A 23863-nucleotide genomic window follows, 5' to 3' on the forward strand; every position below is an offset into this window, starting at 1 on the left:
TCCTTTTCAATACCCTCGGCTCGTTACACCGATAAGGCTGATGGACAGGGTGAAACTTGAAATGCGGACGGCGCGAAAAACACCGGCCAATACTTACCGCAAAGCCCGCTCCGCCTGAAGGCGGAAAGCGGGCTGCTGCGGGACGTGCAAACGGGTCGCGAGACCAGCTCGCCGGCGCATTGCGAAGGTAGCGCCAGCAGGCCTGATTAACGCGAGTACAGTTCGACGACCATCGATTCGTTGATGTCGCGAGCGACGTCAGCGCGATCGGGGGCCGACTTGAACGTACCGGTCAACTTGGTCGTATCGACTTCCACCCACTGGGGGATGCCGATGCTGGTGGCCAGGTCGAGCGATTCCTTGATGCGGCCTTGCTTCTTGGCCTTTTCGCGGACCGACACGACGTCGCCAGCCTTGACCAGCATCGAAGCGATGTCAGCCGTGTGGCCGTTCAGTTCGATGGCGCGGTGGCTCACCAACTGGCGAGCTTCGGCGCGGGTCGAGCCGAAGCCCATGCGGTAGACGACGTTGTCCAGGCGCGATTCCAGCAGCTGGATCAGCGTTTCGCCGGTGTTGCCACGGCGACGCTCGGCTTCAGCGAAGTACTTGCGGAATTGCTTTTCCAGCACGCCGTACATGCGCTTGAGCTTTTGCTTTTCGCGCAGCTGCAGACCGTAGTCGGAAGTGCGGGCACCCGAAGTGCGGCCGTGTTGGCCAGGCTTGGAATCCAGCTTGCACTTGGAATCCAGCGAGCGGCGGGCGCTCTTCAGGAACAGATCAGTACCCTCGCGACGCGAGAGCTTGCATTTGGGTCCAGTATAACGAGCCATGTGGATTCCCTTTAGATACGACGACGCTTCGGCGGACGGCAGCCGTTGTGCGGAACGGGCGTGATGTCGGCGATGGACGAAATCTTGATGCCCAGCGCGTTCAGAGCGCGGACCGACGATTCGCGGCCAGGGCCGGGGCCCTTGATGCGCACTTCCAGCGTCTTGATGCCGTACTCCAGCGCAACGCGGCCAGCCGTTTCAGCAGCGACCTGCGCGGCGAACGGGGTCGACTTGCGCGAACCCTTGAAGCCAGCACCGCCCGACGTGGCCCACGACAGCGCGTTGCCCTGACGATCGGTGATGGTGATGATGGTGTTGTTGAACGACGCGTGAACGTGCGCGATGCCGTCCGAGACGTTCTTCTTGACCTTTTTGCGCACGCGCGAAGCGCCGCTGGTGGAAGCTTTCGCCATAATCCAGTTCCTCGATTATTTCTTCAGGGACGCAGCAGCACGACGCGGGCCCTTACGGGTGCGGGCGTTGGTGCGAGTGCGCTGGCCGCGCACGGGCAAACCGCGCTTGTGACGCATGCCGCGGTAGGTTCCCAGGTCGATCAAACGCTTGATCGAGAGCTGTACTTCACGACGCAGGTCGCCTTCAACCGTGAACAAACCAACATGTTCGCGGACGCGTTCCAATTCAGCGTCGCTCAGATCCTTGACCTTTTTGTCAAAGGGTACGTTTGCCGCTTCGCAAATCTTGCGAGCGCGCGTACGACCGATGCCAAAAATGGCGGTCAGGCCGATCTCGGCGTGCTGTTGCGGCGGAATGTTAATGCCAGCAATACGGGCCATGACTGTTCCTTGAATAAATCCGTTGCGTAGTCGCTAACCCGAGTTAGCCTTGACGCTGCTTGTGACGCGGGTCGGTGCAGATAACGCGCACCACGCCGTGACGTTTGATAACTTTGCAGTTGCGGCAGATCCGCTTAACCGATGCCATTACTTTCATGGTTGACTCCTAATTTTCCGTAATCCGGTTCCGCTCATTTGGAGCGGAAAACTATCCTGGCTCGCGTCAGGTCATAGGGCGTGAGCTCCACTGTGACCTTGTCACCCGGCAGGATCCGGATGTAATGCATACGCATCTTGCCGGAAATATGGCCCAACACCACGTGGCCGTTTTCGAGCTTGACGCGAAATGTCGCGTTCGGGAGGTTCTCAAGAACCTCACCTTGCATCTGAATGACGTCGTCCTTGGACATTCTTTTGCTTACCGCATCGGCAAACCCGCGCCCTTGAAGTTAGCCTTCTTGAGCAACGAGTCGTACTGGTGAGACATCATGTAGGCCTGAACCTGCGCCATGAAATCCATCGTCACCACCACAATAATCAACAGGGACGTACCACCGAAGTAGAAAGGAACGTTCCAGCGCATCACCAAGAATTCCGGCAACAGGCACACCAACGTGATGTAGATGGCACCTGCGAGCGTCAGACGCATCAGGATCTTGTCGATGTAGCGCGCTGTTTGTTCGCCCGGACGGATGCCCGGAACAAACGCACCACTCTTCTTCAGGTTGTCCGCCGTTTCGCGGCTGTTGAACACCAGAGCCGTGTAGAAAAAGCAGAAGAAAATAATCGCGACCGAGTACAGCGTGATGTAGAGCGGTTGACGAGGCGACAGGGCCGCAGCCAGGTCGCTAAGCCAGCGCATGTTCTCACTGCTGGAGAACCAGCTCGTGATCGTGGCCGGGAACAGAATGATCGACGATGCGAAGATCGGCGGAATCACCCCTGCCATGTTCAGCTTCAGCGGCAAATGCGAGCTTTGACCACCGTAGACCTTGTTGCCGACCTGACGCTTGGCGTAGTTCACCGTGATCTTGCGCTGTCCGCGTTCCACGAACACCACAAAAGCGGTAACCAGCACCACCAGAGCCACGATGAACAGTGCCGAAAGCACGGACATCGAGTTGGTGCGGACCAGGTCCAACAGTGCAGCCAGCGCCGCGGGCAGACCCGCAACGATACCTGCGAAGATCAGGATGGAAATCCCGTTGCCCAGACCACGTTCCGTGATTTGCTCACCCAGCCACATGACGAACATGGTGCCGGTGACCAAGGTCACGACGGTCGTAAAGCGGAACAGCATGCCCGGATCGATCACCAGTCCCTGCTGGGACTCCAACGCTACCGAAATGCCCACAGCCTGCACCAGCGCCAGCACGACCGTGCCGTAGCGGGTGTATTGGGTGATCTTCCGACGGCCGGCTTCGCCCTCTTTCTTGAGCGATTCCAGCGACGGCACCACCACAGACATAAGCTGCATGATGATGGATGCCGAAATGTACGGCATGATCCCCAGGGCAAAAATCGAGAAGCGCGAGAGCGCCCCGCCCGAGAACATGTTGAACAGGCCCAGGATCCCGCCCTGGTTCTGACGGAACAAGTCCGCCAGCGCATCCGGGTTGATGCCCGGCACGGGGATGTGTGTACCCAAACGGTAAACCACCAGGGCGAGCACCAGGAACACGAGGCGGCGCTTCAGATCGCCGTACCGTGCTCCGGTTTTGCCCAATGCCTGCGCGTTAGCCACTCGTCACCTCGTGATCAAGCAAGCGAGCCGCCCGCGGCTTCGATGGCGGCGCGAGCGCCGGCCGTCGCGGTAATGCCCTTGAGCACGACCTTGCGCGAGAGTTCACCCGACTTGATGACCTTGGCGAAACGAACCGCCTGGCCAATCACGCCAGCGGCCTTCAGCACTTGCACGTCGACTTCGTCGATGGGCAGGGCTTGCAGGTCCGACAGACGGACTTCGGCGTACAGGTGCTGACCGAGCGGGGTGAAACCACGCTTGGGCAGGCGACGCTGCAGCGGCATTTGACCGCCTTCGAAGCCAACCTTATGGAAACCGCCCGAACGCGACTTCTGACCCTTGTGACCACGGCCGGCGGTCTTACCCAGACCCGAACCGATGCCACGGCCGACGCGGCGCTTGGCGTGCTTGCTGCCCTCAGCGGGCTTCAGCGAATTAAGTTGCATATCCGACATGGTGATTCCTTAGGCTTCCGAGACGGAAACGAGATAATCCACCTTACGGATCATCCCACGCACCTCGGGCGTATCGACCAGCACGCGGCTGCTGTTGATACGGCCCAAGCCCAAACCGCGAACCGTGTCACGGTGCGATTGCTTGGTACCGATCACCGAGCGCACGAGGGTCACTTTGATCTGCTTCTGAGCCATGATTTACCCCAGGATTTCTTCGACCGACTTGCCGCGCTTGGCAGCAACATCAGCCGGAGTCATGGAGGCGCGCAGGCCGTTCAACGTGGCGCGAACCATGTTGTAGGGGTTGCTCGAGCCCAGGCTCTTGGCAACCACGTTACGCACACCCATCACATCAAAAATAGCGCGCATCGGGCCGCCGGCGATAACGCCGGTACCTTCAGCAGCGGGCGAGATCAGCACGGTAGCGGCGCCATGCTTGCCAACCACGGTGTGGTGCAGCGTGCCGTTCTTCAGAGCGACCTTGAACATGCCGCGACGGGCCTGTTCCATAGCCTTCTGAACGGACACCGGCACTTCACGCGCCTTGCCCTTACCCATGCCGATGCGGCCATCGCCATCGCCAACCACGGTCAGCGCGGCAAAGCTCATGGTGCGACCACCCTTGACCACTTTGCTCACGCGGTTGACCGCGATCATCTTTTCGCGGAGGCCGTCATCGTTCTCTTTTTCCGCGGCGTTCTTGCCTTGTACTTTAGCCATTTGACAGATCCTCGCTTAGAACTTCAGGCCGGCTTCACGCGCGGCATCGGCCAGCGCTTTCACGCGGCCATGGTAACGAAAGCCCGAGCGATCGAAAGCGACCAGTTCAATACCGGCAGCCTTGGCCTTTTCGGCCACGCGCTTGCCGACCAGCGACGCAGCGGCTTTGTTGCCGCCCTGACCGGACTGGCCGGACAGTTGCGCGCGCACTTCGGCTTCGACCGTCGAGGCGCTGACCAAAACGCGATCGCCTTCCGGCGAAATGATGTTGGCGTAGATGTGCTGGTTCGAGCGGAAAATCGAGAGGCGATGAACGCGCAGCTCGTTGATCTTCCGGCGGGTCGGAACCGCACGACGCAAACGGGAAACTTTTTTGTCCATGATTCGTCCTTGCGTGCGCCGTTATTTCTTCTTGGTTTCTTTGATGACGACGCGTTCGTCCGAGTAACGCACGCCCTTGCCCTTGTAGGGTTCGGGTTCGCGGTACGCGCGGATTTCAGCGGCCATCTGACCGACGACTTGCTTGTTGGCGCCCTTGATGACGATTTCCGTCTGGGTCGGGCACTCGGCCTTGATGCCGGCCGGCAACTGGTGCAAAACGTCGTGCGAGAAACCGAGCTGCAGCTTAACGGCGTCGCCTTGGATCGATGCGCGGTAACCCACGCCGACCAGGGTCAGCTTGCGCTCGAAGCCCTTGCTCACGCCCGTGACCATGTTGGCCACCAGAGCGCGCACGGTACCCGACATGGCGTTGGCGTGACGGCTGTCGTTGGCGGCGGCAAACGTGAGCTTGCCGTTGTCCAACGCAATCGTGACGTCGCCGGTCAGGGCTTGGGTCAGGGAGCCCAGCGGGCCCTTGACGGTGATCTGATCCTGCTGGATGTTGGCTTCAACACCCTTGGGCAGTTCGACCGGATACTTAGCGATACGTGACATTCGAATTTCTCCTTAGGCCACGTAGCACAGCACTTCGCCGCCGACGCCGTTGGCGCGAGCCTTACGGTCGGTCATGACGCCGCGCGAGGTCGAAACGATAGCCACGCCCAGGCCGTTCATGACCTGAGGAATGCTGGTACGGCCCTTGTAGATACGCAGACCGGGGCGCGAAACGCGTTCGATGCGCTCGATGACCGGACGGCCAGCGTAGTACTTCAGGGTGATCTCGAGCTCAGGCTTGGCCTGGGTGCCCTTGATTTCAAAGCTGTCGATGTAGCCTTCGTCCTTCAGCACAGCGGCAATGGCCGCCTTCAGCTTCGAGGAGGGCATGCTCACCGTAACTTTGTCCACTTGCTGCGCATTGCGAATGCGGGTCAGCATATCGGCGATGGGATCGCTCATGCTCATATTGTTTCTCCTACCAGCTGGCCTTGGTGATGCCGGGGATTTCACCCTTCATCGCCATTTCACGCAGTTTGTGGCGCGTCAGGCCGAACTTGCGGAACACGCCGCGCGGACGACCGGTGACCACGCAACGGTTACGTTGACGCGTCGGGTTGGCATTGCGCGGCAGCTGTTGCAGCTTGAGCCGAGCTTGGTAACGTTCTTCGTCGGTCTTCGACTGGTCGTCGATGATCGCCTTCAACTCAGCGCGCTTGGCGGCGAACTTGTCAGCCAGCTTGGCGCGCTTGATGTCGCGATTGATGAGGGAAAGTTTAGCCACGTCATCAGCCCCTTAGTTACGGAACGGGAAGCTGAAGGCCGTCAACAGCGCCTTGGCTTCTTCGTCGGTCTTCGCGGTGGTGGTGATGCTGATGTTCAGCCCACGCAGCGCGTCGATCTTGTCGTACTCGATTTCGGGGAAAATGATCTGCTCTTTCACCCCGATGTTGTAGTTGCCACGGCCGTCGAACGCACGACCCGAGATGCCGCGGAAGTCGCGCACGCGAGGCAGCGCAACCGCCACCAGGCGATCCAGGAATTCGTACATGCGTTGACCGCGCAGCGTGACCATGCAACCGATCGGGTAGTTTTCGCGGATCTTGAACCCGGCGATAGCCTTCTTGGTCTTCGTCACGACGGGCTTCTGGCCGGCGATCTTGGTCAGGTCGCCAACAGCGTGCTCGATGACTTTCTTGTCCGACACCGCTTCCGACACACCCATGTTCAGGGTGATCTTGGTGATGCGCGGCACTTCCATCGTGCTCTTGTAGCCAAACTTGGCTTGCAGGTCGGCAGCGACCTTGCTCTTGTAGAGATCTTGCAAACGAGACATGTCTATCGCCCCTTACGCCTTGGCGCCGACAACGGCACCATTGGAACGGAACACGCGAACCTTGCGGCCTTCGACTTCTTGCACGCCGACGCGATCGCCACGGCCGGTGGCCGGGTTGAACAGCGCGACGTTCGAGATGTGAATCGGCATGGTCTTTTCGACAATCCCGCCCGGGTTGTTAGCCATCGGGTTGGCTTTCACGTGCTTCTTGACGACGTTGACGCCTTCGACCAGAACGTGGTCGGCATCGACGCGCGCCAGCACGGTACCGCGACGCTTCTTGTCGCGGCCGGTCAGGACAATGACTTCGTCGCCTTTACGAATGTTGTTCATCGTAGGGCTCCTTACAGCACTTCCGGGGCCAACGACACGATCTTCATGAACTTCTCGGTACGCAGTTCACGCGTAACGGGTCCGAAGATGCGGGTGCCGATGGGCTCCAGCTTGGCGTTGAGCAACACGGCGGCATTGCCACCGAAACGAATCAGCGAACCGTCTTTACGGCGCACGCCCTTGGCGGTACGAACCACCACGGCATTGTAAATTTCGCCTTTCTTGACGCGTCCGCGCGGAGCCGCATCTTTGACGCTCACCTTGATGATGTCGCCGATACCGGCATAACGGCGCTTGGAGCCACCGAGCACCTTAATGCACATGACATGACGCGCACCAGTGTTATCGGCCACATCCAGCGTGGTCTGCATTTGGATCATGATTTTTCCTGTTCCAACTTAACTGGAAATACGGTTTTCCCAACAAGGGAACACTGCAATTCCTGCCAGTTTTGGTCCCGTCAGGTCTGCCGCCCTGCTTTTGTGTTGGCATGTCTGGAGCTTTCGCCCTACTCACGCAACTGGTTGGCAACGCAACGACCCTGGGTTGAAATCCTGCGGGTATTCCCCCAACACGTCGGGCTAACCTGCATAGGCGCGGGCCAACTCGATCGACAATCTGGGAAAGCTGATAATTCTAACGTGGTTAATTTTTGAGCGCAAGCACTTTGTGTGGATAACCCACAAAAGCCACGCTTTCCCCTTGGCCGGGGGTGAACCGAGGCTATCCGCCCCCTATTTCTGGCGGTAGTAGCCCTTCTCCCAGGCATCGTGGTTGGCCTTGCCGCGACGGATTTCGTCCGTGAAGGGGGCAGCCATGAGCACCAGGCGGTTGAGCCATTTTACCGGAGCGCGGCAGGGACGCTCGAAGTCCACGAAGAGCACGGCGCGCAGTCCGGCGGTGTCGTTGTGGACCTGGTGCGGGTACAGGTCGTCGAACACCACCGCCTGCCCTTCGCGCCAACTGTAACGCTCGCCCCCGACCTCGATCCAGCATTGCTCGGCCGGTTCGGGTACCACCAGCCCCAGGTGCAGGCGCAGGACGCCGTTGTACGGCCCCGTGTGCAGGGGGATGCGCTTGCCGGCCTCCAGGATGGAGAAGAACGCCGTGCGGATGCCCGGGATTCCCTGCAGCGCCCGGGCGGTCGCCGGGCAGCGCGCCAGATTGCGCTCGGAGCGCAGGCCGTAGCCCATGAAGACGAAAGTCTTCCATTGGTCGTCCGAGGTGATCTGGCCCACGTCGGGAGAGATTTCATGGAAGGCGGGCAGGTGCTGGCGTTCGGAGAGCAGGCCTGCCAGCTCAGCGCGGATGGCGGGCGCCTGGGCCTCGAGCGCGGCGACCCAGGGAAACTGGCCATTGTCGAAAATGGGACGGTCGCCGACCAGCGAGGCCTGGGCGATCCGGTTGCGCAACCAGTCTATGAAACGGAAAAAGGTGCGCGAGTAGAAACTGGGCTTGCTGGGCGGACGCGCATCGAGGGGTTGCACAATAGGTAGCCGGATAGACAGCCAAAGATGCACCATTTTGTCCATGCCGGCGCGGGCACGCAAGACTTGCGCCAGCAGATTGGCTCCAAGGCGCCGCCGGGCATTGGCCCTCCCCGCCGCGGACAAGCTGGTTTAGACTGGCGTGGGCGACAGTGATCGCTATCCACTCCTATTTCGCAAGGGAAGACAGGCATGTATGAACAGTTGGCGCTGTATATCGACGGCGAATTCGTCGCCGGAGAGGGCAGGCGCACCCAGGACGTCATCAACCCGGCCACGCTGGAAGTTCTCGGCCAGCTGCCCCACGCCACCGAAGCGGATCTGGATCGCGCGCTAGCCGCCGCCCAGCGCGCGTTCGAGTCGTGGAAGAAATCCTCTCCCATGGACCGCTCGGCCATCCTGCGCAAGGTTGCGACGCTATCGCGCGAACGCGCCCAGGAAATCGGCCGCAACATGACGCTGGACCAGGGCAAGCCGCTGGCCGAAGCCGTGGGCGAAGTCACCTCCTGCGCCGAACACGCCGACTGGCACGCCGAGGAATGCCGCCGCATCTACGGCCGCGTGGTCCCGCCTCGCAATCCTGACGTGCGCCAGATCGTGGTGCGCGAACCCATCGGCGTCTGCGCCGCGTTCACGCCCTGGAACTTCCCGTACAACCAGGCCATCCGCAAGATCGCCGCCGCCATCGGCGCCGGCTGCACGGTAGTGCTGAAGGGTCCCGAGGACTCGCCCAGCGCCGTCATGGCCATTGCGCGCATGTTCCACGACGCCGGCCTGCCCAAGGGCTGCCTGAACATCGTCTGGGGCGAACCCGCCAAGATCTCCGACTACCTGATCCGCTCGCCCATCGTGCGCAAGGTGTCGTTCACCGGCTCCGTGCCGGTGGGCAAGCAGCTGGCCGCGCTGGCCGGCGCCCACATGAAGCGCGTCACCATGGAACTGGGCGGCCACTCGCCCGTGCTGGTGTTCGACGACGCCGACATCGACCGCGCCGCCACCATGCTGGCCAAGTTCAAGGTCCGCAACGCCGGCCAGGTGTGCGTGTCGCCGACCCGCTTCTATGTCCAGAACGGCGCCTACGAGCAGTTCCTCGCGCGCTTCTCCGAAGTGCTGAAGAACATCAAGGTCGGCGACGGCCTGGAAGCCGGCACCGACATGGGCCCGCTGGCGCACGAGCGCCGCGTCCCCGCCATGAGCGCCTTCATCGACGACGCCAAGAAGCACGGCGGCAAGGTGGTGGTCGGCGGCGGCCCGCTGGACCGCAAGGGCTTCTTCTTCGCCCCCACGGTCGTGACCGAAGTGCCCGACAACTCCATGCTGATGACCGAGGAGCCCTTCGGCCCGGTCGCGCCGGTGGTCCGTTTCACGGATACCGATGAAGTGCTGCGCCGCGCGAACAGCCTGCCCTTCGGCCTGTCGTCCTACGTGTTCACGAACTCGCTGCAGACGGCCACCAAGGTCTCCAACGGCCTTGAAGCCGGCATGGTCAACATCAACCACTTCGGCAGCGCCCTGGCCGAGACGCCCTTCGGCGGCATCAAGGACAGCGGCATCGGCAGCGAAGGCGGTCTGGAAACGTTCGACGGCTACCTGGTCACGAAGTTCATCACGCACATCTGACCCGGCAGTGACAACAAAGCCCCGCAGGATTTCTGCGGGGCTTTGTTTTGCCTCATGCCTGGAGAACCGGGCCGGGATGTCCGCGAAAGAAGGCCGCTCAGGAACTTGCCCGCAAATCGCGCGGCGTCATGCCAAACCGGCGCTTGAACAGTCGGCTGAAATGCGAGGGATGCGAGAAGCCCACTTGATAGGCCAGTTCGGCAATGCTGCGGTGGCTGTGCTGCGGGCTCAACAAAAGCTCGCGGCACTTGTCGAGCCGCTGGTCGAAGATGAAGGATTCCACCGACAGACCGCCCGCGCGCAGGATGCGATGCAGATAGGCCACCGACAAGCCGCAGCCCTGCGCCACCTGCTGCGGGGACAACGCGGGATCCGCCAGATGCTGGCGGATATAGGCCAGCACGCGCTGCCGATGCGCCAGCGTGACGCTGCTGTCCGACTCCGATGCATGCCCCTGCCCTGATTGCACCAGAAACAGTACGATCAGGTCGATCAGGCGCTCGCCCAGTTCCGCCGCCTCGACATCCGACCAGCCGTCCACGCCTTTGAACAAGTGGTCCATGTAGCTGGCCAGCAAAGCGCCGCGCGGCGAACCGTCGTCGACGCGCAGCTTGTAGAAGGCGCCGACGCGGGAATCGCGCTGCAATAGGGCGCTGCGCGGAAACGACACGCTCAGGCTGCGGTACCCCGCAGCGCCCTGTGCCGTGGCCTGGTAGGGCAGGCTCTGGTTCATCAGATAGACGCAGCCGGGTTCGACCTGGAACTCCCGCCCCTGCTGCTGCACAACCAGGGGTCCCGCCAGCGGCAGACCGAAGGTATAGAACTCCTGATCCAGGCGCGACACGTTGCCGGCGGTGCGCTCCAGCTTCTGTCCCTGGTAATGGAGGTCGTTGAACTGCAGGCTGCCCCGCCGCGCGTAGCGCACATGTCCGGCGAAATTGTCGGGCCGGCCGCCATGCACCTCGAAGGGACCGAACGCGTGCGACAACGCCGCGCGCCATTCGTCGCGCCGGTCAGCGCCAGCGCTGACCGAAATGGCGAATTCCGTATCGGACATGGTTCGGTCTCCTTGGACGCCTGCGCCGCGGCCGGGCGCTCGTGATCCTGCGTCTACATATTCTTGACTCACCCTGCTGCGGGGTGTCCGGCGCCTTGAAGGCGCGCTTGGCGCAAGTCTATATTCAGCCCGATAAGCACACAACCTGGACAACCCGGGAGGAGACTCATGGCACCAGCGCCCGCACCAGCCGGCCGCCACGCGCCGGCTTCGCGCTATCTGCGCTGCGCAGGCCGCGAGCTGCATTACACCGAATGGGGCGCCGCGGACGCGCCCCCCGTCATCATGTGGCATGGCCTGGCCCGCACTGGCCGCGACTTCGACGACCTGGCGCAGGCGCTGGCGGACGACTACCGCATCATCTGCCCGGACGCGATCGGCCGCGGCCTGTCGCAATGGAGCCCCGACCCGGTCGCCGAGTACCAGCTCGACTTCTATGCAACGCTGGCCCGCGCCCTGGCGGACGGGCTGTCGCTGGATCGCGTGCGCTGGGTGGGGACGTCCATGGGTGGCGCCACCGGCATGCACGCTGCCGCCACGACCCTGCGCGACCGGATCTCGCACCTGGTCGTCAATGACATCGGGCCCGAACTGCCGCAGGCCGCCATCGACCGCATCGTGGCCTATGTCGGCGCGCCGCCGGCCTTCGATACGGTCACCGAACTCGAAGCCTGGCTGCGCGTCGCCTATAAGCCCTACGGCTGGCAGAGCGACGAGCAATGGCGCCGTATGGCAGAAACATCCGTGCGCCGGCTGCCGGACGGCCGGATCACCCTGCACTACGATCCGGCCATCGTCGGCCAGTTCAGCAACCACCCGCGGGACTACGACCGCTGGAATGGTTACGACTCGCTGCGCATGCCGCTGCTGTTGCTGCGCGGCGCCGATTCGGACCTGCTGCTGCCCGAAGTCGCCGACGCCATGACCCGCCGCGGGCCGCGCGCGCAGCGCATCGACTTCCCCGATTGCGGCCACGCCCCTGCTCTCAATGTCGCTGCGCAGATCGACGCCATCCGCCAGTTCCTTGCCACGCCGGACCACACGGCGGCTGACCGCCCCCAATAACAGGAGATACCCATGAAACGCGTCCTGCTCGCCGCGCTCGCCGGCCTCTGCATGAATTCCGCCATCGCGGCGAAAGACTTCGTCGTGGCCCACGTCTACGACAAGACCGGCCCCCTGGAGGCCTACGCCAAGCAAACCCAGAACGGCCTGATGCTGGGGCTGGAGTATGCGACGCAGGGCACCATGACGGTCGCCGGGCGCAAGATCCGCGTCATCGAAAAGGACAACCAGGGCAAGCCCGACGTGGCGCGCGCGCAGTTGGCCTCGGCCTATGCGGACGACAACGCCGACATCGCCGTCGGCCCCACCTCTTCCGGCGTCGCGCTGGCCATGCTGCCCATCGCCGAGGAGTACGAAAAGATCCTGCTGGTCGAACCCGCGGTGGCGGATTCGATCACGGGCGACAAGTGGAACAAGTACATCTTCCGCACCGGCCGCAACTCGTCGCAGGACGCCATCGCCAACGCGGTTGCCTTCGACCAGGCCGGCACCTCGATTGCCATGCTGGCGCAGGACTATGCCTTCGGCCGCGACGGCGTGAAGGCGTTCAAGGGCGCCTTGAAGAACGCCAAAATCGTGCACGAGGAATACCTGCCCGCCAACGCCACCGACTTCACCGCCGGTGCGCAGCGCCTGTTCGATGCGTTGAAGGACAAGCCGGGTCGCAAGATCATCTTCATCCTGTGGGCGGGCGCGGGCAACCCGTTCAAGATCGCCGACCTGGACCCCAAGCGCTTCGGCATCGAGATCGCCACGGGCGGCAACACGCTGGCCGCGATGACGCCGCTGAAGTCGCTGGCGGGCATGGAAGGCGCCACCTATTACTACTACGGCATCCCCAAGAATCCGATCAACGACTGGCTGGTGGCGGAGCACCAGAAGCGCTACGGCCAGCCGCCGGACTTCTTCACCGCAGGCGGCATGGCCTCGGGCATCGCCATCGCCACCGCGCTGGCCAAGACCAAGGGCGACTCCGATACCGACACACTGATCAAGGCCATGGAAGGCATGAGCTTCGAGACGCCCAAGGGCAAGATGACCTTCCGCCCCGAGGACCACCAGGCCATGCAGTCCATGTACCACTTCCGCATCAAGAACGATCCGTCGGTGCCGTGGGCCGTGCAGGATCTGGTCAAGGAAATCACGCCGGACCAGATGTCGGTGCCGATCCAGAACAAACGCTGAGCGCGTAGCCCATCCATGCTGGAAACCCAATCGCTCACGATCCGTTTCGGCGGACACGTGGCGGTCAATGAAGTCAGCTGCAGCTTTGCGCCTGGCACCCTGACCGCCATAGTCGGCCCAAACGGCGCGGGCAAGACCACCTACTTCAACCTGATCTCCGGGCAGCTGCGCGCCAGCGCCGGGACGGTGCGCCTGAACGGGCGCGACCTGACCCCGCTGGCCGCCCCCGCGCGCATGCATGCGGGACTGGGGCGTGCCTTTCAGCTGACCCAGCTGTTCCCGCGCCTGAGCGTGCATGAGAACGTGCGCCTGGCCCTGCAATCGCGCCAGCAAGGCATGAGCTGGCGCCAGATCCGGTTCTGGCGCACCTGGAGCGACGACCGGGGCCTGATCGAACGCGCCGACGCGCTGCTGGAACGCACCCGCCTGTCCGCGCGCCGTGACCAGCCTGCCGCCGACTTGCCGCACGGCGACCAGCGCAAGCTGGAGATCGCCATGCTGATCGCGCTGGAGCCGCAGGTTTTCATGTTCGACGAACCGACGGCAGGCATGAGCGTGGACGACGTGCCCGTCGTGCTGGACCTGATCCGCGAACTCAAGAACGATCCGACGAAAACGATTCTGCTCGTGGAGCACAAGATGGACGTGGTGCGCGAACTGGCGGACCGCATCGTGGTGCTGCACAACGGCCAGCTGATGGCCGACGGCGACCCGGCGGCGGTGATCGCCTCGCCCATCGTGCAGCAGGCCTATCTGGGCGTGAGCCCGGCGGAGAAGGCGGCATGACGCAGGCGTTGCTGGAATTGAAGAACGTGCACACGCACATCGGCGCGTACCACATCCTGCACGGCGTGGACCTGGCGGTCGCGCCGGCGGCCGTGACCATGCTGCTGGGCCGCAACGGCGCCGGCAAGACCACCACGCTGCGCACCATCATGGGATTGTGGCGCGCATCGCAAGGCCAGGTGAGCTTTGACGGCACGCCCGTCGGCGGCCCGGGCACGCGCACCTCGCCGCCCGACATGGCACGCATGGGCATGGCTTACGTGCCCGAAAGCATGGGCATCTTCGCCGACCTGTCCGTGAAGGAGAACATCCTGCTCGCGGCGCGCCAAGCCAGGAACGCCAGCCAGCTGGATACGGCGCGGCTGGAATGGATTTTCGGGTTCTTTCCGGCATTGAAGAAGTTCTGGCTACATCCCGCCGGCAAGCTGTCGGGCGGTCAAAAGCAGATGCTGGCCGTGGCGCGCGCCATCATCGAGCCGCGCCGGCTGCTGCTGGTGGATGAGCCCAGCAAAGGCCTGGCGCCCGCCATCATCCAGAACATGATCGACGCCTTCATTGAACTGAAGCAGGCGTCCACCACCATCCTGCTGGTCGAGCAGAACTTCAACTTCGCGCGCCTGGTCGGCGACCACGTCGCCGTGATGGACAACGGCCGCGTCGTCCATGCAGGCGGCATGGCCGAACTGGCCGCGGACGATGAACTACAGACGCGCCTCTTGGGCCTGTCGCTGGGAAGCCATCAATGAGCACGCTCGAACTCGATACCCCGCTGCCGCGCGTGCGCGCGGACCTGCGCCCCGTGCTGCTGGTGGTCGCGCTGGCCGCACTTGCCCTGCCCCTGGTGGGTTCCTTCTCCACCTGGGTCACCCTGACCCTGGCGGGGCTGGCCATGGGCATGATCATCTTCATCGTGGCCTCGGGCATGACGCTGGTCTTCGGCCTGATGGACGTGTTGAACTTCGGCCACGGCCTGTTCATCGCAATCGGCGCGTACATGGCCGCAACCGTGCTGGGCTCCATGGCCGACTGGACCCAGTCGGGCAGCTTGTGGATCAACCTGGGCGCGGTGCTGCCCGCCATGATCGTCGGCATGCTGGTCGCGGGCGCAGTGGGCCTGGCGTTCGAACGCGTCATCGTGCGGCCTGTCTACGGCCAGCATCTGAAGCAGATCCTCATCACCATGGGCGGCATGATCATCGGCGAGGAGATCATCAAGATGCTGTGGGGTCCGCAGACGATTTCCCTGCCGCTGCCCGAGGCGCTGCGCGGCGCATTCCTGCTGGGCGATGCCGCCATCGAGAAGTTCCGCATTGTCGCCCTGCTGACGGGCCTGCTGGTGCTGGCCGGCATGCTGTGGCTGCTCAACCGAACCAAGCTGGGCCTTCTGATCCGCGCTGGCGTCGAGGACCGCGAGATGGTGGAAAGCCTGGGCTACCGCATCCGTCATCTGTTCGTCGGCGTGTTCGTGGCCGGCTCGATGCTGGCGGGACTGGGCGGCGTGCTATGGGGCATGTACCAGCAATCGGTCGTGCCGCAGCTGGGCGCGCAGGTCAACGTGCTGATCTTCATCGTCATCATGATCGGCGGCCTGGGTTCCACTGTGGGCTGCCTGATCGGCGCGCTGCTGGTGGGGCTGATGGCCAACTACACCGGCTTCCTGCTGCCCAAGGCCGCCCTGTTCTCGAACATCGCGCTGATGGTCGCCATCTTGCTGTGGCGTCCCCAAGGCGTGTACCCGGTCACGAATCGCTAGGAACCGCCGACATGTCCGTACGCCTGCTTTCCGGCGATCCTCCGCGCAGCACGCTGCTGGCCCTGGCGCTTATCGCCATCGTGGCCCTGCTTGCCGCCGCACCCTTCCTCTTTCCCGGTCCCAAGTCGCTGGCGGTGGCCGCGAAGATCCTGGTGTTCGTGATTCTGGTCGCGAGCTATGACTTGCTGCTGGGCTACACCGGCATCGTCAGCTTTGCGCACACCATGTTCTTCGGCATCGGCGCGTATGGCGTGGCGATCGCCAGCATCCGCATGGAACCGGGCTGGACCGCGGTGTTCGCAGGCCTGGGCGGCGGCCTGGTGGTATCGCTTGCGTTCGCCTTGCTGATCGGCCTGGCCAGCCTGCGCGTGCGCGCGATCTTCTACGCCATGATCACCCTGGCCGTCGCCGCGGCGTTCCAGACGCTGGTGTCGCAATTGTCCGATCTGACGGGTGGCGAGGATGGGCTGAACTTCAAGGTGCCGCAGATGCTGCGGCCGGCCTTCCGGCCTTTCTCGGAGCAGATCTTCGGCGTGACGGTGGACGGCCGCGTCATCACCTACTACCTGATCGCAGCGGTCTGCGTGGTGCTGTTCCTGCTGTTGCTGCGCATCGTGAATTCGCCCTTCGGCCGGGTGTTGCAAGCCATACGCGAGAACCCGTTCCGCGCCGAAGCCATCGGCTACCGCACGGTGCTTTACCGCAGCCTGTCCAATCTGCTGGCGGCCGCCTTCGCCACGCTTGCGGGCGCCATGTACGCGCTCTGGCTGCGCTACAACGGCCCGGATACCTCGCTGTCGTTCGAGATCATGCTCAACATTCTGCTGATGCTGGTGATCGGCGGGATGGGCACCATGTACGGCGCCGTGGTGGGCGCAAGCCTGTTCGTGTTCGCGCAGAGCTATCTGCAAGATGGGCTCCACGTGATCCACGACGCGGTGTCGGGCGTGGCGCCGTTGGCGCTGCTGTTCGAGCCAGACCGGTGGCTGTTGTGGCTGGGAATCCTGTTCGTGGTGTCGGTCTATTACTTCCCGACGGGAATCGCGGGGCGGTTGCGGGAACTGGCGCGGCGCCCTTGACGGGGCCGGCCCTCAGCGGCCACGCTGCCCCAACGCATCGGCCTCGCGCCGCAATCCGTCGACGCGCCGCTGCATGTCATCCAGGCTGCGGCGCGTGTCCTGGGCGCCGCGGTCCAGCTGCGAACCGGACGGGGTCGGCGTCAGAGCCGGCATGGTCATGTCGGCGCCCGGCTTCAATGGAATCATCATCGGCGGATGCGATCCGGCCGCAGACTTCTCGCTGAAGAGCTTCTCCAGCATCCGCATCTGTTCCCTGCGTTCCCCGATGGCCCGATCCTGGTCCATCAAGGCCTGCTCATTCGCGTCTTCAGTGCCGAAGATCGCCGCGTGATCGCGCGACAGGCCGTCCATGCGCACCCTGGCGTCGGGACCGGCGTCGAGCAAGGCGCGGCCCAGGGCTGCAGGATCCTGCGCCGGCGATGGCTGCTGTCCCGAGGGCGCGGCAGTCTGAGCGGCGGCCGGCAGCGCCGCCATCCATGCGCAAGCCATCAACAAGCCAAACCGCGCCGCATTCATGAAACCGCGCATGATGTCCTGATTCCTGAGTTCGAAGCAAAAGGTCCGGGCGAAAAAAAACGGCAAGGGTTTGATCCCTTGCCGTCTTATATCAGAACGGCGCGCCGTTCCGATGTACTGCTTTACTTAGATGATACGTGCGGCTTCAACCAGACGCACCACGCGCCACGACTTCGAGCGCGAGATGGGACGGCCTTCAGCGATTTCAACCGTATCGCCTTCGTTGTACTGGTTCGATTCATCGTGCGCCTTGTACTTCGCGGAACGCATGATGATCTTGCCGAAGATGGGGTGCTTGACGCGGCGCTCAACGAGCACGACGACAGTCTTGTCCATCTTGTTGCTGACGACCTTGCCAACCAGCGTGCGCTGGCGCTTGGCCACTTGGGTGTTTTGAGTTTCGCTCATCTTTATTTCCCTGCCTTCTCGGTCAGCAAGGTACGAACGCGCGCGATGTCGCGACGCACGTTGCGCAGCTGGCTGGTGTTGGCCAGTTGCTGCGTGGCCTTCTGCATGCGCAGACCGAATTGTGCCTTCAGCAGGCTTTCGAGCTCTTTGCCGAGCTCGGCGGCATCTTTCGAACGGAGTTCGCTAGCTTTCATGTTAGTACTCCTTAAGCACCGATATGACGCGCGACGAACGTGGTCGAAATCGGCAGCTTGGCAGCGGCCAGGCGGAAAGCTTCACGCGCGAGCTCTTCGCTAACCCCTTCCATTTCGTAGAGCACCTTGCCGGGCTGAATTTCAGCAACCCAGTACTCCGGGTTGCCCTTACCGTTACCCATACGGACTTCGGCAGGCTTCTGCGAGATGGGCTTATCCGGGAAAATGCGAATCCAGATACGGCCGCCACGCTTGATGTGACGATTGATGGCACGACGAGCAGCTTCGATCTGGCGAGCGGTCAGACGGCCACGGCCGGTGGCCTTCAGACCGAATTCGCCGAACGACACGTGGGTACCACGGGTCGCCAGACCGGTGTTGCGGCCCTTCTGCTCTTTGCGATACTTTCTGCGAGAGGGTTGCAGCATGGTTATTCTCCTTCAGGCGCCGGAGCAGCGTCCGCCTTGCGGGGACCACCACGACCACGACCACCCGGACGACCGGTGCGAGCACCGTCCGGACGATCACCACGCGGAGCGCGGCGCGGACGACGTTCTTCTTCGCGCGGGGCAGCGGTTTCCGGCGGCAATTCGCCGTTGGCCAGCATGTCGCCCTTGTAGACCCAGACCTTGATGCCGATCACGCCATAGGTCGTGTGGGCTTCGGAGGTGCCGTAGTCGATGTTGGCCTTCAGGGTGTGCAGCGGCACACGGCCTTCGCGATACCACTCGGTGCGAGCAATTTCGATACCGTTCAGACGGCCCGAGCTCATGATCTTGATGCCTTGGGCACCCAGACGCATGGCGTTCTGCATCGCGCGCTTCATGGCGCGACGGAACATGATGCGCTTCTCGAGCTGTTGCGAGATCGAGTCGGCGATCAGTTGAGCATCGGTTTCCGGCTTGCGGATTTCTTCGATGTTGACGTGCACAGGCACGCCCATCAGACGCTGCAGATCAGCCTTCAGGCTTTCGATGTCTTCGCCGCGCTTGCCGATCACCACGCCCGGACGAGCCGAGTAGACGGTGATGCGGGCATTCTTGGCGGGACGCTCGATGATCACGCGACCGACGGAGGCGCTCTTGAGCTTCTTCTTCAGGTACTCGCGAACGCGAATGTCTTCGGCCAGCATCGAGCCGAAGGCCTTGTCGTCGGCGAACCAACGCGAGGACCAATTACGGGTGACCGCGAGACGGAACCCAGTGGGGTGAATTTTCTGACCCATCGTGACTCCTTAAGCTCCGACCTTGACCGTGATGTGGCAGGTCTGCTTCTCGATACGGTTGCCGCGGCCCTTGGCGCGAGCGGAGAAGCGCTTCATCGACTGAGCCTTGTCCACGAAGATCGTGGTGACTTTCAGTTCGTCGATGTCGGCGCCGTCATTGTGCTCGGCGTTGGCGATGGCGGATTCGACAGCCTTCTTCAGGATGGCGGCCGCCTTCTTCGGCGAGAAGGTGAGGATGTTCAGCGCTTGCGAGACGGACTTGCCGCGGATCAGGTCCGCAACCAGTCGGGTCTTTTGAGCGGAGATGTGAACCCCACGGATAATGGCAGTAGTTTCCATCGCTTACCTCTTCGCCTTCTTGTCCGCGGCGTGACCCTTGAACGTACGGGTCAGCGCGAACTCGCCCAGCTTGTGACCGACCATGTTCTCGTTGATGTAAACGGGAACGTGCTGCTTGCCGTTGTGCACAGCGATCGTCAGACCGATGAACTCGGGCAGGATCGTGGAGCGACGCGACCAGGTCTTGATCGGCTTCTTGTCTTTGCCCGCGACGGCCGTGTCCACCTTTTTGATCAGGTGAGCATCGACAAACGGGCCTTTCTTGATCGAACGTGACATAGTGTTCGCCTCTTACTTGCGCTTGCGCCGTTGGACGATCATATTGTTCGTCCGCTTGTTGCGACGGGTCTTGTAACCCTTCGCCGGAGTGCCCCACGGGCTGACCGGTTCGCGTGCTTCGCCGGTACGGCCTTCGCCGCCACCGTGCGGGTGATCCACCGGGTTCATGGCAACGCCACGAACCGTCGGGCGGACACCGCGCCAACGCATTGCACCGGCCTTGCCGATTTGGCGCAGGCTGTGTTCTTCGTTACCGACTTCACCGATGGTGGCGCGGCATTCGATGTGCACACGGCGGACTTCACCCGAGCGCAGACGCACTTGAGCGTAGATGCCTTCGCGAGCCAGCAGGACGGCGGAAGCGCCGGCCGAACGGACCATCTGGGCACCCTTGCCAGGCAGCATTTCGACGCAGTGAATCGTCGTACCCACCGGGATGTTGCGGATCGGCAGCGTGTTGCCAGCGCGGATCGGGGCTTCGACGCCCGACAGCAGCGTGGCGCCGACTTCCAGACCGCGCGGAGCGATGATGTAGCGACGTTCGCCGTCGGCGTAGCACAGCAGAGCGATGTGCGCCGTACGGTTGGGGTCATATTCCAGACGCTCGACCTTTGCCGGGATGCCATCCTTGTCGCGACGGAAGTCGACGACGCGGTAGTGCTGCTTGTGGCCACCGCCACGATGACGGATCGTGATGTGACCGTTGTTGTTACGGCCAGAACCACGGGTCTTCTTTTCCAGCAGCGGCGCGTAGGGCTCACCCTTGTGCAGGTTCGGGCTGACAACCTTCACCATGCCACGGCGGCCAGCCGAAGTCGGCTTAACTTTTACGAGGGCCATTTACTTCACCTCCGCAAAGTCGATTTCCTGGCCGTCCTTGAGCGACACGTAAGCCTTGCGCTCATTGCGACGACGGCCAACGAATCGGCCAAAGCGCTTGACTTTGCCCTTACGGTTGAGGACCTGCACGGACTCGACCTGCACCTTGAAGAGCAGTTCGACGGCAGCCTTGATTTCCGGCTTGGTAGCGTCAGCCACGACACGGAAAGCGACTTGCTGATTCTTCTCGGCAACGAAGGTGGCCTTTTCGGTCACGATCGGGGCCAGAATGACTTGCATCAAGCGTTCAGCGTTCATCCCAGCATCTCCTCGAGTTGAGCGATGGCCGGCTTGGTGATCAGCACTTTCTTGTAGTGGACCAGCGACAACGGATCGGCATAACGGGGCTCGACAACAGCAACGTGCGGCAGGTTGCGGGTGGCGAGGTAAACATTTTCATCAACGCTGTCGGTGATGATCAGGACCGAGTCCAGGCCCAGGCTCTTCAGCTTGGCAGCTGCGTCCTTGGTCTTGGGCGATGCCAGATCAAACGATTCGACGACGGCGATGCGGTCTTCGCGAGCGAGCTGCGACAGGATCGAACGGATCCCGGCGCGGTACATCTTCTTGTTGACCTTCTGGCTGAAGTTCTCTTCGGGCGAGTTCGGGAAAATCCGACCACCGCCACGCCACAGCGGCGACGAAGTCATACCGGCGCGAGCGCGGCCGGTACCCTTCTGGCGCCAGGGCTTCTTGGTCGAGTGCTTGACTTCAGTGCGATCCTTCTGAGCGCGGTTACCCGAACGGGCGTTGGCTTGGAAAGCCACCACGATCTGATGAATCAGCGCTTCGTTGAAGTCACGGCCGAAGATGGTGTCCGGTGCGCTGAACGTAGCAGCGGCCTGACCTTGGTCGTTCAGGAGCTTGAGATCCATTTACTTACGCTCCCTTCTTGGCCGGGGCCTTGATGGCCGGGCGCACGACGATGTCGGCGCCAGCGTGGCCGGGGACAGCGCCCTTGACCAGCAGCAGGCCGCGCTCAACGTCAACGCGAACGACGTCGAGGTTTTGAACGGTGCGGGTGACATCACCCAGGTGACCGGCCATGCGCTTACCCGGGAAAATACGGCCCGGATCTTGAGCTTGACCAATCGAGCCCGGGACGCGGTGCGAACGGGAGTTACCGTGCGACGCGCGCTGCGAACCGAAGTTGTGACGCTTGATGGTACCGGCGAAGCCTTTACCAATGGTGGTGCCCGTGACGTCGACCTGTTGGCCGGCTTCGAACACCGATTCCACGGCGATCACGGAACCGGCCGCAAATTCAGCGGCGCGAGCGGGATCAAGGCGGAATTCTTTGAGGATGCTACCGGCTTCAGCGCCGGCTTTGGCGTAGTGGCCCGTTTGCGGCTGAGCCACACGCGAGGCACGACGAGTGCCATAAGCCACTTGGATCGCGGCGTAGCCGTCGGTTTCCAGCGACTTAACTTGGGTCACGCGGTTGTTCGACACGTCCAGCACGGTCACCGGGATGGATTCACCTTCCTCGGTAAAAATGCGGGTCATGCCGACCTTGCGACCCACCAGCCCCAGCCGGTGAGCGGCGGGCGTGGGTGTCGAATTCGACATCGTTTTCTCCATTCCCGACTGCGATTGGTCGGGGCTAATCAGGCAAAAGGTAACGGCCTTTGCCCTACGACTATGTTCAACCTGGTACGAATTCCGGCGGGGGCCGCCTTTCTTTTTCCCATAGTTGCTCTTGCCACAAAATGGCAAGCTTCGCATATTAGCACGTTTTTTCCAGTGGACACAAGCACTTAGCGCGCTTCGGCGCCACTGCAAAGGGCAAATTCACCACAGCCAGCATAAGCAGACCGCCTTGGCGGCGTTGGCTGGGGCTGAATCCGGTAGTGAGCGCCTGCTAACAAAATCCGGAAGGAAACGTTTGGGCGCCCTGCCCGCCCGGAACCGGGCGTCGCGCTCAGCGGTTCCAAAACAAAATGGCCGCACTCCCGAGGGATGCGGCCATTTTTATTTCGTGCCTGCCGGCGAAGGTAGCAGGCCCGAAGCGCTTTATTACTGCAGCGCGATTTCGACGTCGACGCCGGCCGGCAGGTCCAGACGCATCAGAGCGTCAACGGTCTTGTCGGTGGGATCAACGATGTCCATCAGGCGCTGGTGCGTACGGATTTCGAACTGGTCGCGCGACGTCTTGTTGACGTGCGGCGAGCGCAGGACGTCGTAGCGACGGATACGCGTGGGCAGCGGCACCGGACCGCGGACAACTGCGCCGGTACGCTTGGCGGTATCGACGATTTCAGCGGCCGATTGATCGATCAGCTTGTAATCGAAGGCTTTCAAGCGGATACGGATCTTTTGGTTTTTCATGGCGTTTCCTAAAGAACGAGAGGCGAAGGCGACGAGGCCGCCCTCGCTGGTTGTGTGCTGCTTAAGTGATCCGAATTACTTCAGGATCTTGGCGACGACGCCGGCGCCGACGGTACGACCGCCTTCACGGATGGCGAAACGCAGGCCTTCTTCCATGGCGATGGGGGCCAGCAGCTTGACCGTCATGGCCACGTTGTCGCCCGGCAGAACCATTTCCTTGTCGGCCGGCAGTTCGATCGTGCCCGTCACGTCCGTCGTGCGGAAGTAGAACTGGGGACGATAGCCTTGGAAGAACGGGGTGTGACGGCCGCCTTCTTCCTTGGACAGGATGTACACCTCGGAGGTGAAGTCGGTGTGCGGGGTGATCGAGCCCGGCTTGGCCAGAACTTGGCCGCGCTGGACGTCTTCACGCTTGGTGCCGCGCAGCAGGATGCCCACGTTGTCGCCGGCTTGACCTTGGTCCAGCAGCTTGCGGAACATTTCCACGCCCGTGCAGGTCGTCTTGACCGTCGGAACGATACCGACGATTTCGAGTTCTTCGCCGACCTTGATCACGCCGCGTTCGATACGGCCGG

At 62.5% G+C, this 23863-nt stretch carries 38 protein-coding genes; 7 read left to right on the top strand and 31 right to left on the bottom strand.

All coding sequences use genetic code 11. From position 1 onward, the window contains the following. Window positions 1-206 precede the first annotated feature (206 nt). The 17 genes from rpsD to IB258_RS21500 all read right to left on the bottom strand — a co-directional run bounded on the left by rpsD (window position 207) and on the right by IB258_RS21500 (window position 8575). Window positions 207-830: a 30S ribosomal protein S4 gene (gene rpsD / locus IB258_RS21420; RefSeq protein WP_054457258.1), complete on the bottom strand. Its 624-nt coding sequence runs from the start codon at window positions 828-830 to the stop codon at window positions 207-209. Between the two features lie 11 nt (window positions 831-841). Then, window positions 842-1243 (bottom strand): 30S ribosomal protein S11, encoded by a 402-nt coding sequence (gene rpsK / locus IB258_RS21425; RefSeq protein WP_006216516.1) that lies wholly within the window; start codon window positions 1241-1243, stop codon window positions 842-844. Between the two features lie 15 nt (window positions 1244-1258). Beyond that, the gene (gene rpsM / locus IB258_RS21430; RefSeq protein ID WP_008168996.1) at window positions 1259-1624 is read right to left on the bottom strand and encodes a 30S ribosomal protein S13; all 366 of its coding nucleotides are present in this window, start codon (window positions 1622-1624) and stop codon (window positions 1259-1261) included. A gap of 43 nt (window positions 1625-1667) precedes the next feature. Then, window positions 1668-1781 (bottom strand): 50S ribosomal protein L36, encoded by a 114-nt coding sequence (rpmJ, locus tag IB258_RS21435; RefSeq protein ID WP_003806928.1) that lies wholly within the window; start codon window positions 1779-1781, stop codon window positions 1668-1670. A gap of 34 nt (window positions 1782-1815) precedes the next feature. Then, window positions 1816-2034, bottom strand: coding sequence for a translation initiation factor IF-1 (gene infA / locus IB258_RS21440; RefSeq protein ID WP_003806927.1), 219 nt, complete (start codon window positions 2032-2034; stop codon window positions 1816-1818). Between the two features lie 8 nt (window positions 2035-2042). Next, window positions 2043-3368 carry a preprotein translocase subunit SecY gene (gene secY, locus IB258_RS21445; protein ID WP_013397001.1) on the bottom strand — a complete coding sequence of 442 codons (1326 nt, stop codon included), beginning with the start codon at window positions 3366-3368 and terminating at the stop codon, window positions 2043-2045. 14 nt (window positions 3369-3382) lie between these two features. Continuing rightward, complete coding sequence (gene rplO / locus IB258_RS21450) at window positions 3383-3823, bottom strand: 50S ribosomal protein L15 (RefSeq protein ID WP_059379401.1); 441 nt, start codon at window positions 3821-3823, stop codon at window positions 3383-3385. A gap of 9 nt (window positions 3824-3832) precedes the next feature. Next, window positions 3833-4018 (bottom strand): 50S ribosomal protein L30, encoded by a 186-nt coding sequence (gene rpmD, locus IB258_RS21455; protein ID WP_006216520.1) that lies wholly within the window; start codon window positions 4016-4018, stop codon window positions 3833-3835. A gap of 3 nt (window positions 4019-4021) precedes the next feature. After that, a complete protein-coding gene (rpsE, locus tag IB258_RS21460; RefSeq protein ID WP_013397003.1) occupies window positions 4022-4543 on the bottom strand; it encodes a 30S ribosomal protein S5 in 522 nt (173 codons plus the stop codon). 15 nt (window positions 4544-4558) lie between these two features. Then, window positions 4559-4924, bottom strand: coding sequence for a 50S ribosomal protein L18 (gene rplR / locus IB258_RS21465; RefSeq protein WP_054457260.1), 366 nt, complete (start codon window positions 4922-4924; stop codon window positions 4559-4561). Window positions 4925-4945: 21 nt separating this feature from the next. Beyond that, window positions 4946-5479: a 50S ribosomal protein L6 gene (gene rplF / locus IB258_RS21470; RefSeq protein ID WP_054457262.1), complete on the bottom strand. Its 534-nt coding sequence runs from the start codon at window positions 5477-5479 to the stop codon at window positions 4946-4948. Between the two features lie 12 nt (window positions 5480-5491). After that, complete coding sequence (rpsH, locus tag IB258_RS21475; RefSeq protein ID WP_006216525.1) at window positions 5492-5887, bottom strand: 30S ribosomal protein S8; 396 nt, start codon at window positions 5885-5887, stop codon at window positions 5492-5494. A gap of 10 nt (window positions 5888-5897) precedes the next feature. Beyond that, on the bottom strand, window positions 5898-6203 hold the full coding sequence (rpsN, locus tag IB258_RS21480) for a 30S ribosomal protein S14 (protein WP_006216527.1): 306 nt from the start codon (window positions 6201-6203) through the stop codon (window positions 5898-5900). A gap of 12 nt (window positions 6204-6215) precedes the next feature. Further along, window positions 6216-6755, bottom strand: coding sequence for a 50S ribosomal protein L5 (gene rplE, locus IB258_RS21485; RefSeq protein WP_054457265.1), 540 nt, complete (start codon window positions 6753-6755; stop codon window positions 6216-6218). A 12-nt stretch (window positions 6756-6767) separates the two neighbouring features. Beyond that, window positions 6768-7088: a 50S ribosomal protein L24 gene (rplX, locus tag IB258_RS21490; RefSeq protein ID WP_006389623.1), complete on the bottom strand. Its 321-nt coding sequence runs from the start codon at window positions 7086-7088 to the stop codon at window positions 6768-6770. Between the two features lie 11 nt (window positions 7089-7099). After that, window positions 7100-7468, bottom strand: a complete 369-nt coding sequence (gene rplN / locus IB258_RS21495) for a 50S ribosomal protein L14 (RefSeq protein WP_006216531.1) — start codon at window positions 7466-7468, stop codon at window positions 7100-7102. A 354-nt stretch (window positions 7469-7822) separates the two neighbouring features. Next, a complete protein-coding gene (locus IB258_RS21500; RefSeq protein WP_125470774.1) occupies window positions 7823-8575 on the bottom strand; it encodes an aspartyl/asparaginyl beta-hydroxylase domain-containing protein in 753 nt (250 codons plus the stop codon). A gap of 192 nt (window positions 8576-8767) precedes the next feature. Between IB258_RS21500 and IB258_RS21505 the strand changes: the two genes are divergently transcribed. After that, window positions 8768-10195 (top strand): NAD-dependent succinate-semialdehyde dehydrogenase, encoded by a 1428-nt coding sequence (locus tag IB258_RS21505; RefSeq protein WP_054457266.1) that lies wholly within the window; start codon window positions 8768-8770, stop codon window positions 10193-10195. Window positions 10196-10292: 97 nt separating this feature from the next. Here the strand turns inward: IB258_RS21505 and IB258_RS21510 are convergent, their stop codons facing one another. Continuing rightward, entirely contained in the window at window positions 10293-11252 is a 960-nt protein-coding gene (locus tag IB258_RS21510) for a helix-turn-helix domain-containing protein (protein ID WP_125470773.1), read from the bottom strand. Between the two features lie 168 nt (window positions 11253-11420). Here IB258_RS21510 and IB258_RS21515 point away from each other — a divergent pair, with 168 nt between their 5' ends. From IB258_RS21515 to IB258_RS21540, 6 genes are read left to right on the top strand one after another with little or no spacing between them, the layout of a single operon-like run. Further along, window positions 11421-12317, top strand: coding sequence for an alpha/beta fold hydrolase (locus IB258_RS21515; RefSeq protein ID WP_054457271.1), 897 nt, complete (start codon window positions 11421-11423; stop codon window positions 12315-12317). Window positions 12318-12329: 12 nt separating this feature from the next. Beyond that, window positions 12330-13502, top strand: coding sequence for a substrate-binding domain-containing protein (locus IB258_RS21520; RefSeq protein WP_119449747.1), 1173 nt, complete (start codon window positions 12330-12332; stop codon window positions 13500-13502). A gap of 15 nt (window positions 13503-13517) precedes the next feature. Next, entirely contained in the window at window positions 13518-14288 is a 771-nt protein-coding gene (locus IB258_RS21525; RefSeq protein ID WP_054457275.1) for an ABC transporter ATP-binding protein, read from the top strand. After that, the gene (locus tag IB258_RS21530) at window positions 14285-15034 is read left to right on the top strand and encodes an ABC transporter ATP-binding protein (protein WP_119449748.1); all 750 of its coding nucleotides are present in this window, start codon (window positions 14285-14287) and stop codon (window positions 15032-15034) included. Before IB258_RS21525 ends, IB258_RS21530 begins: the two co-directional genes overlap by 4 nt. Next, complete coding sequence (locus IB258_RS21535) at window positions 15031-16041, top strand: branched-chain amino acid ABC transporter permease (protein ID WP_054457279.1); 1011 nt, start codon at window positions 15031-15033, stop codon at window positions 16039-16041. The genes IB258_RS21530 and IB258_RS21535 overlap by 4 nt, the downstream gene beginning before the upstream one ends. An 11-nt stretch (window positions 16042-16052) precedes the next feature. Beyond that, on the top strand, window positions 16053-17120 hold the full coding sequence (locus IB258_RS21540) for a branched-chain amino acid ABC transporter permease (RefSeq protein WP_054457281.1): 1068 nt from the start codon (window positions 16053-16055) through the stop codon (window positions 17118-17120). A 12-nt stretch (window positions 17121-17132) separates the two neighbouring features. On the opposite strand, the gene IB258_RS21545 is transcribed toward IB258_RS21540, so the two are convergent. The 13 genes from IB258_RS21545 to IB258_RS21605 form a co-directional block, all read right to left on the bottom strand. Continuing rightward, a complete protein-coding gene (locus IB258_RS21545; protein WP_054457283.1) occupies window positions 17133-17648 on the bottom strand; it encodes a hypothetical protein in 516 nt (171 codons plus the stop codon). A 114-nt stretch (window positions 17649-17762) separates the two neighbouring features. Then, on the bottom strand, window positions 17763-18044 hold the full coding sequence (rpsQ, locus tag IB258_RS21550) for a 30S ribosomal protein S17 (RefSeq protein WP_006216549.1): 282 nt from the start codon (window positions 18042-18044) through the stop codon (window positions 17763-17765). A gap of 2 nt (window positions 18045-18046) precedes the next feature. Beyond that, complete coding sequence (gene rpmC / locus IB258_RS21555) at window positions 18047-18238, bottom strand: 50S ribosomal protein L29 (RefSeq protein ID WP_003806912.1); 192 nt, start codon at window positions 18236-18238, stop codon at window positions 18047-18049. An 11-nt stretch (window positions 18239-18249) separates the two neighbouring features. After that, on the bottom strand, window positions 18250-18666 hold the full coding sequence (gene rplP, locus IB258_RS21560) for a 50S ribosomal protein L16 (RefSeq protein WP_006389610.1): 417 nt from the start codon (window positions 18664-18666) through the stop codon (window positions 18250-18252). 2 nt (window positions 18667-18668) lie between these two features. Next, window positions 18669-19463, bottom strand: a complete 795-nt coding sequence (gene rpsC / locus IB258_RS21565) for a 30S ribosomal protein S3 (RefSeq protein WP_042795906.1) — start codon at window positions 19461-19463, stop codon at window positions 18669-18671. A gap of 9 nt (window positions 19464-19472) precedes the next feature. Continuing rightward, a complete protein-coding gene (gene rplV / locus IB258_RS21570) occupies window positions 19473-19802 on the bottom strand; it encodes a 50S ribosomal protein L22 (protein ID WP_043541551.1) in 330 nt (109 codons plus the stop codon). Between the two features lie 3 nt (window positions 19803-19805). Beyond that, window positions 19806-20081 carry a 30S ribosomal protein S19 gene (gene rpsS / locus IB258_RS21575; RefSeq protein ID WP_006216555.1) on the bottom strand — a complete coding sequence of 92 codons (276 nt, stop codon included), beginning with the start codon at window positions 20079-20081 and terminating at the stop codon, window positions 19806-19808. Between the two features lie 12 nt (window positions 20082-20093). Next, window positions 20094-20921: a 50S ribosomal protein L2 gene (gene rplB, locus IB258_RS21580; protein ID WP_054457285.1), complete on the bottom strand. Its 828-nt coding sequence runs from the start codon at window positions 20919-20921 to the stop codon at window positions 20094-20096. After that, window positions 20922-21218: a 50S ribosomal protein L23 gene (gene rplW / locus IB258_RS21585; protein ID WP_006216557.1), complete on the bottom strand. Its 297-nt coding sequence runs from the start codon at window positions 21216-21218 to the stop codon at window positions 20922-20924. It lies immediately after the preceding gene. Then, window positions 21215-21835, bottom strand: coding sequence for a 50S ribosomal protein L4 (gene rplD / locus IB258_RS21590; protein ID WP_013397019.1), 621 nt, complete (start codon window positions 21833-21835; stop codon window positions 21215-21217). The genes rplW and rplD overlap by 4 nt, the downstream gene beginning before the upstream one ends. A gap of 4 nt (window positions 21836-21839) precedes the next feature. After that, window positions 21840-22529 carry a 50S ribosomal protein L3 gene (rplC, locus tag IB258_RS21595; protein ID WP_008168945.1) on the bottom strand — a complete coding sequence of 230 codons (690 nt, stop codon included), beginning with the start codon at window positions 22527-22529 and terminating at the stop codon, window positions 21840-21842. A gap of 447 nt (window positions 22530-22976) precedes the next feature. Continuing rightward, complete coding sequence (gene rpsJ, locus IB258_RS21600; protein WP_003806903.1) at window positions 22977-23288, bottom strand: 30S ribosomal protein S10; 312 nt, start codon at window positions 23286-23288, stop codon at window positions 22977-22979. A gap of 75 nt (window positions 23289-23363) precedes the next feature. Beyond that, a partial coding sequence (locus IB258_RS21605; RefSeq protein WP_255508605.1) for an EF-Tu/IF-2/RF-3 family GTPase occupies window positions 23364-23863 on the bottom strand: 500 nt, incomplete at its 5' end.

This window comes from Achromobacter sp. ACM02, from assembly GCF_014851605.1.
Taxonomy (GTDB): domain Bacteria; phylum Pseudomonadota; class Gammaproteobacteria; order Burkholderiales; family Burkholderiaceae_B; genus Achromobacter; species Achromobacter aegrifaciens.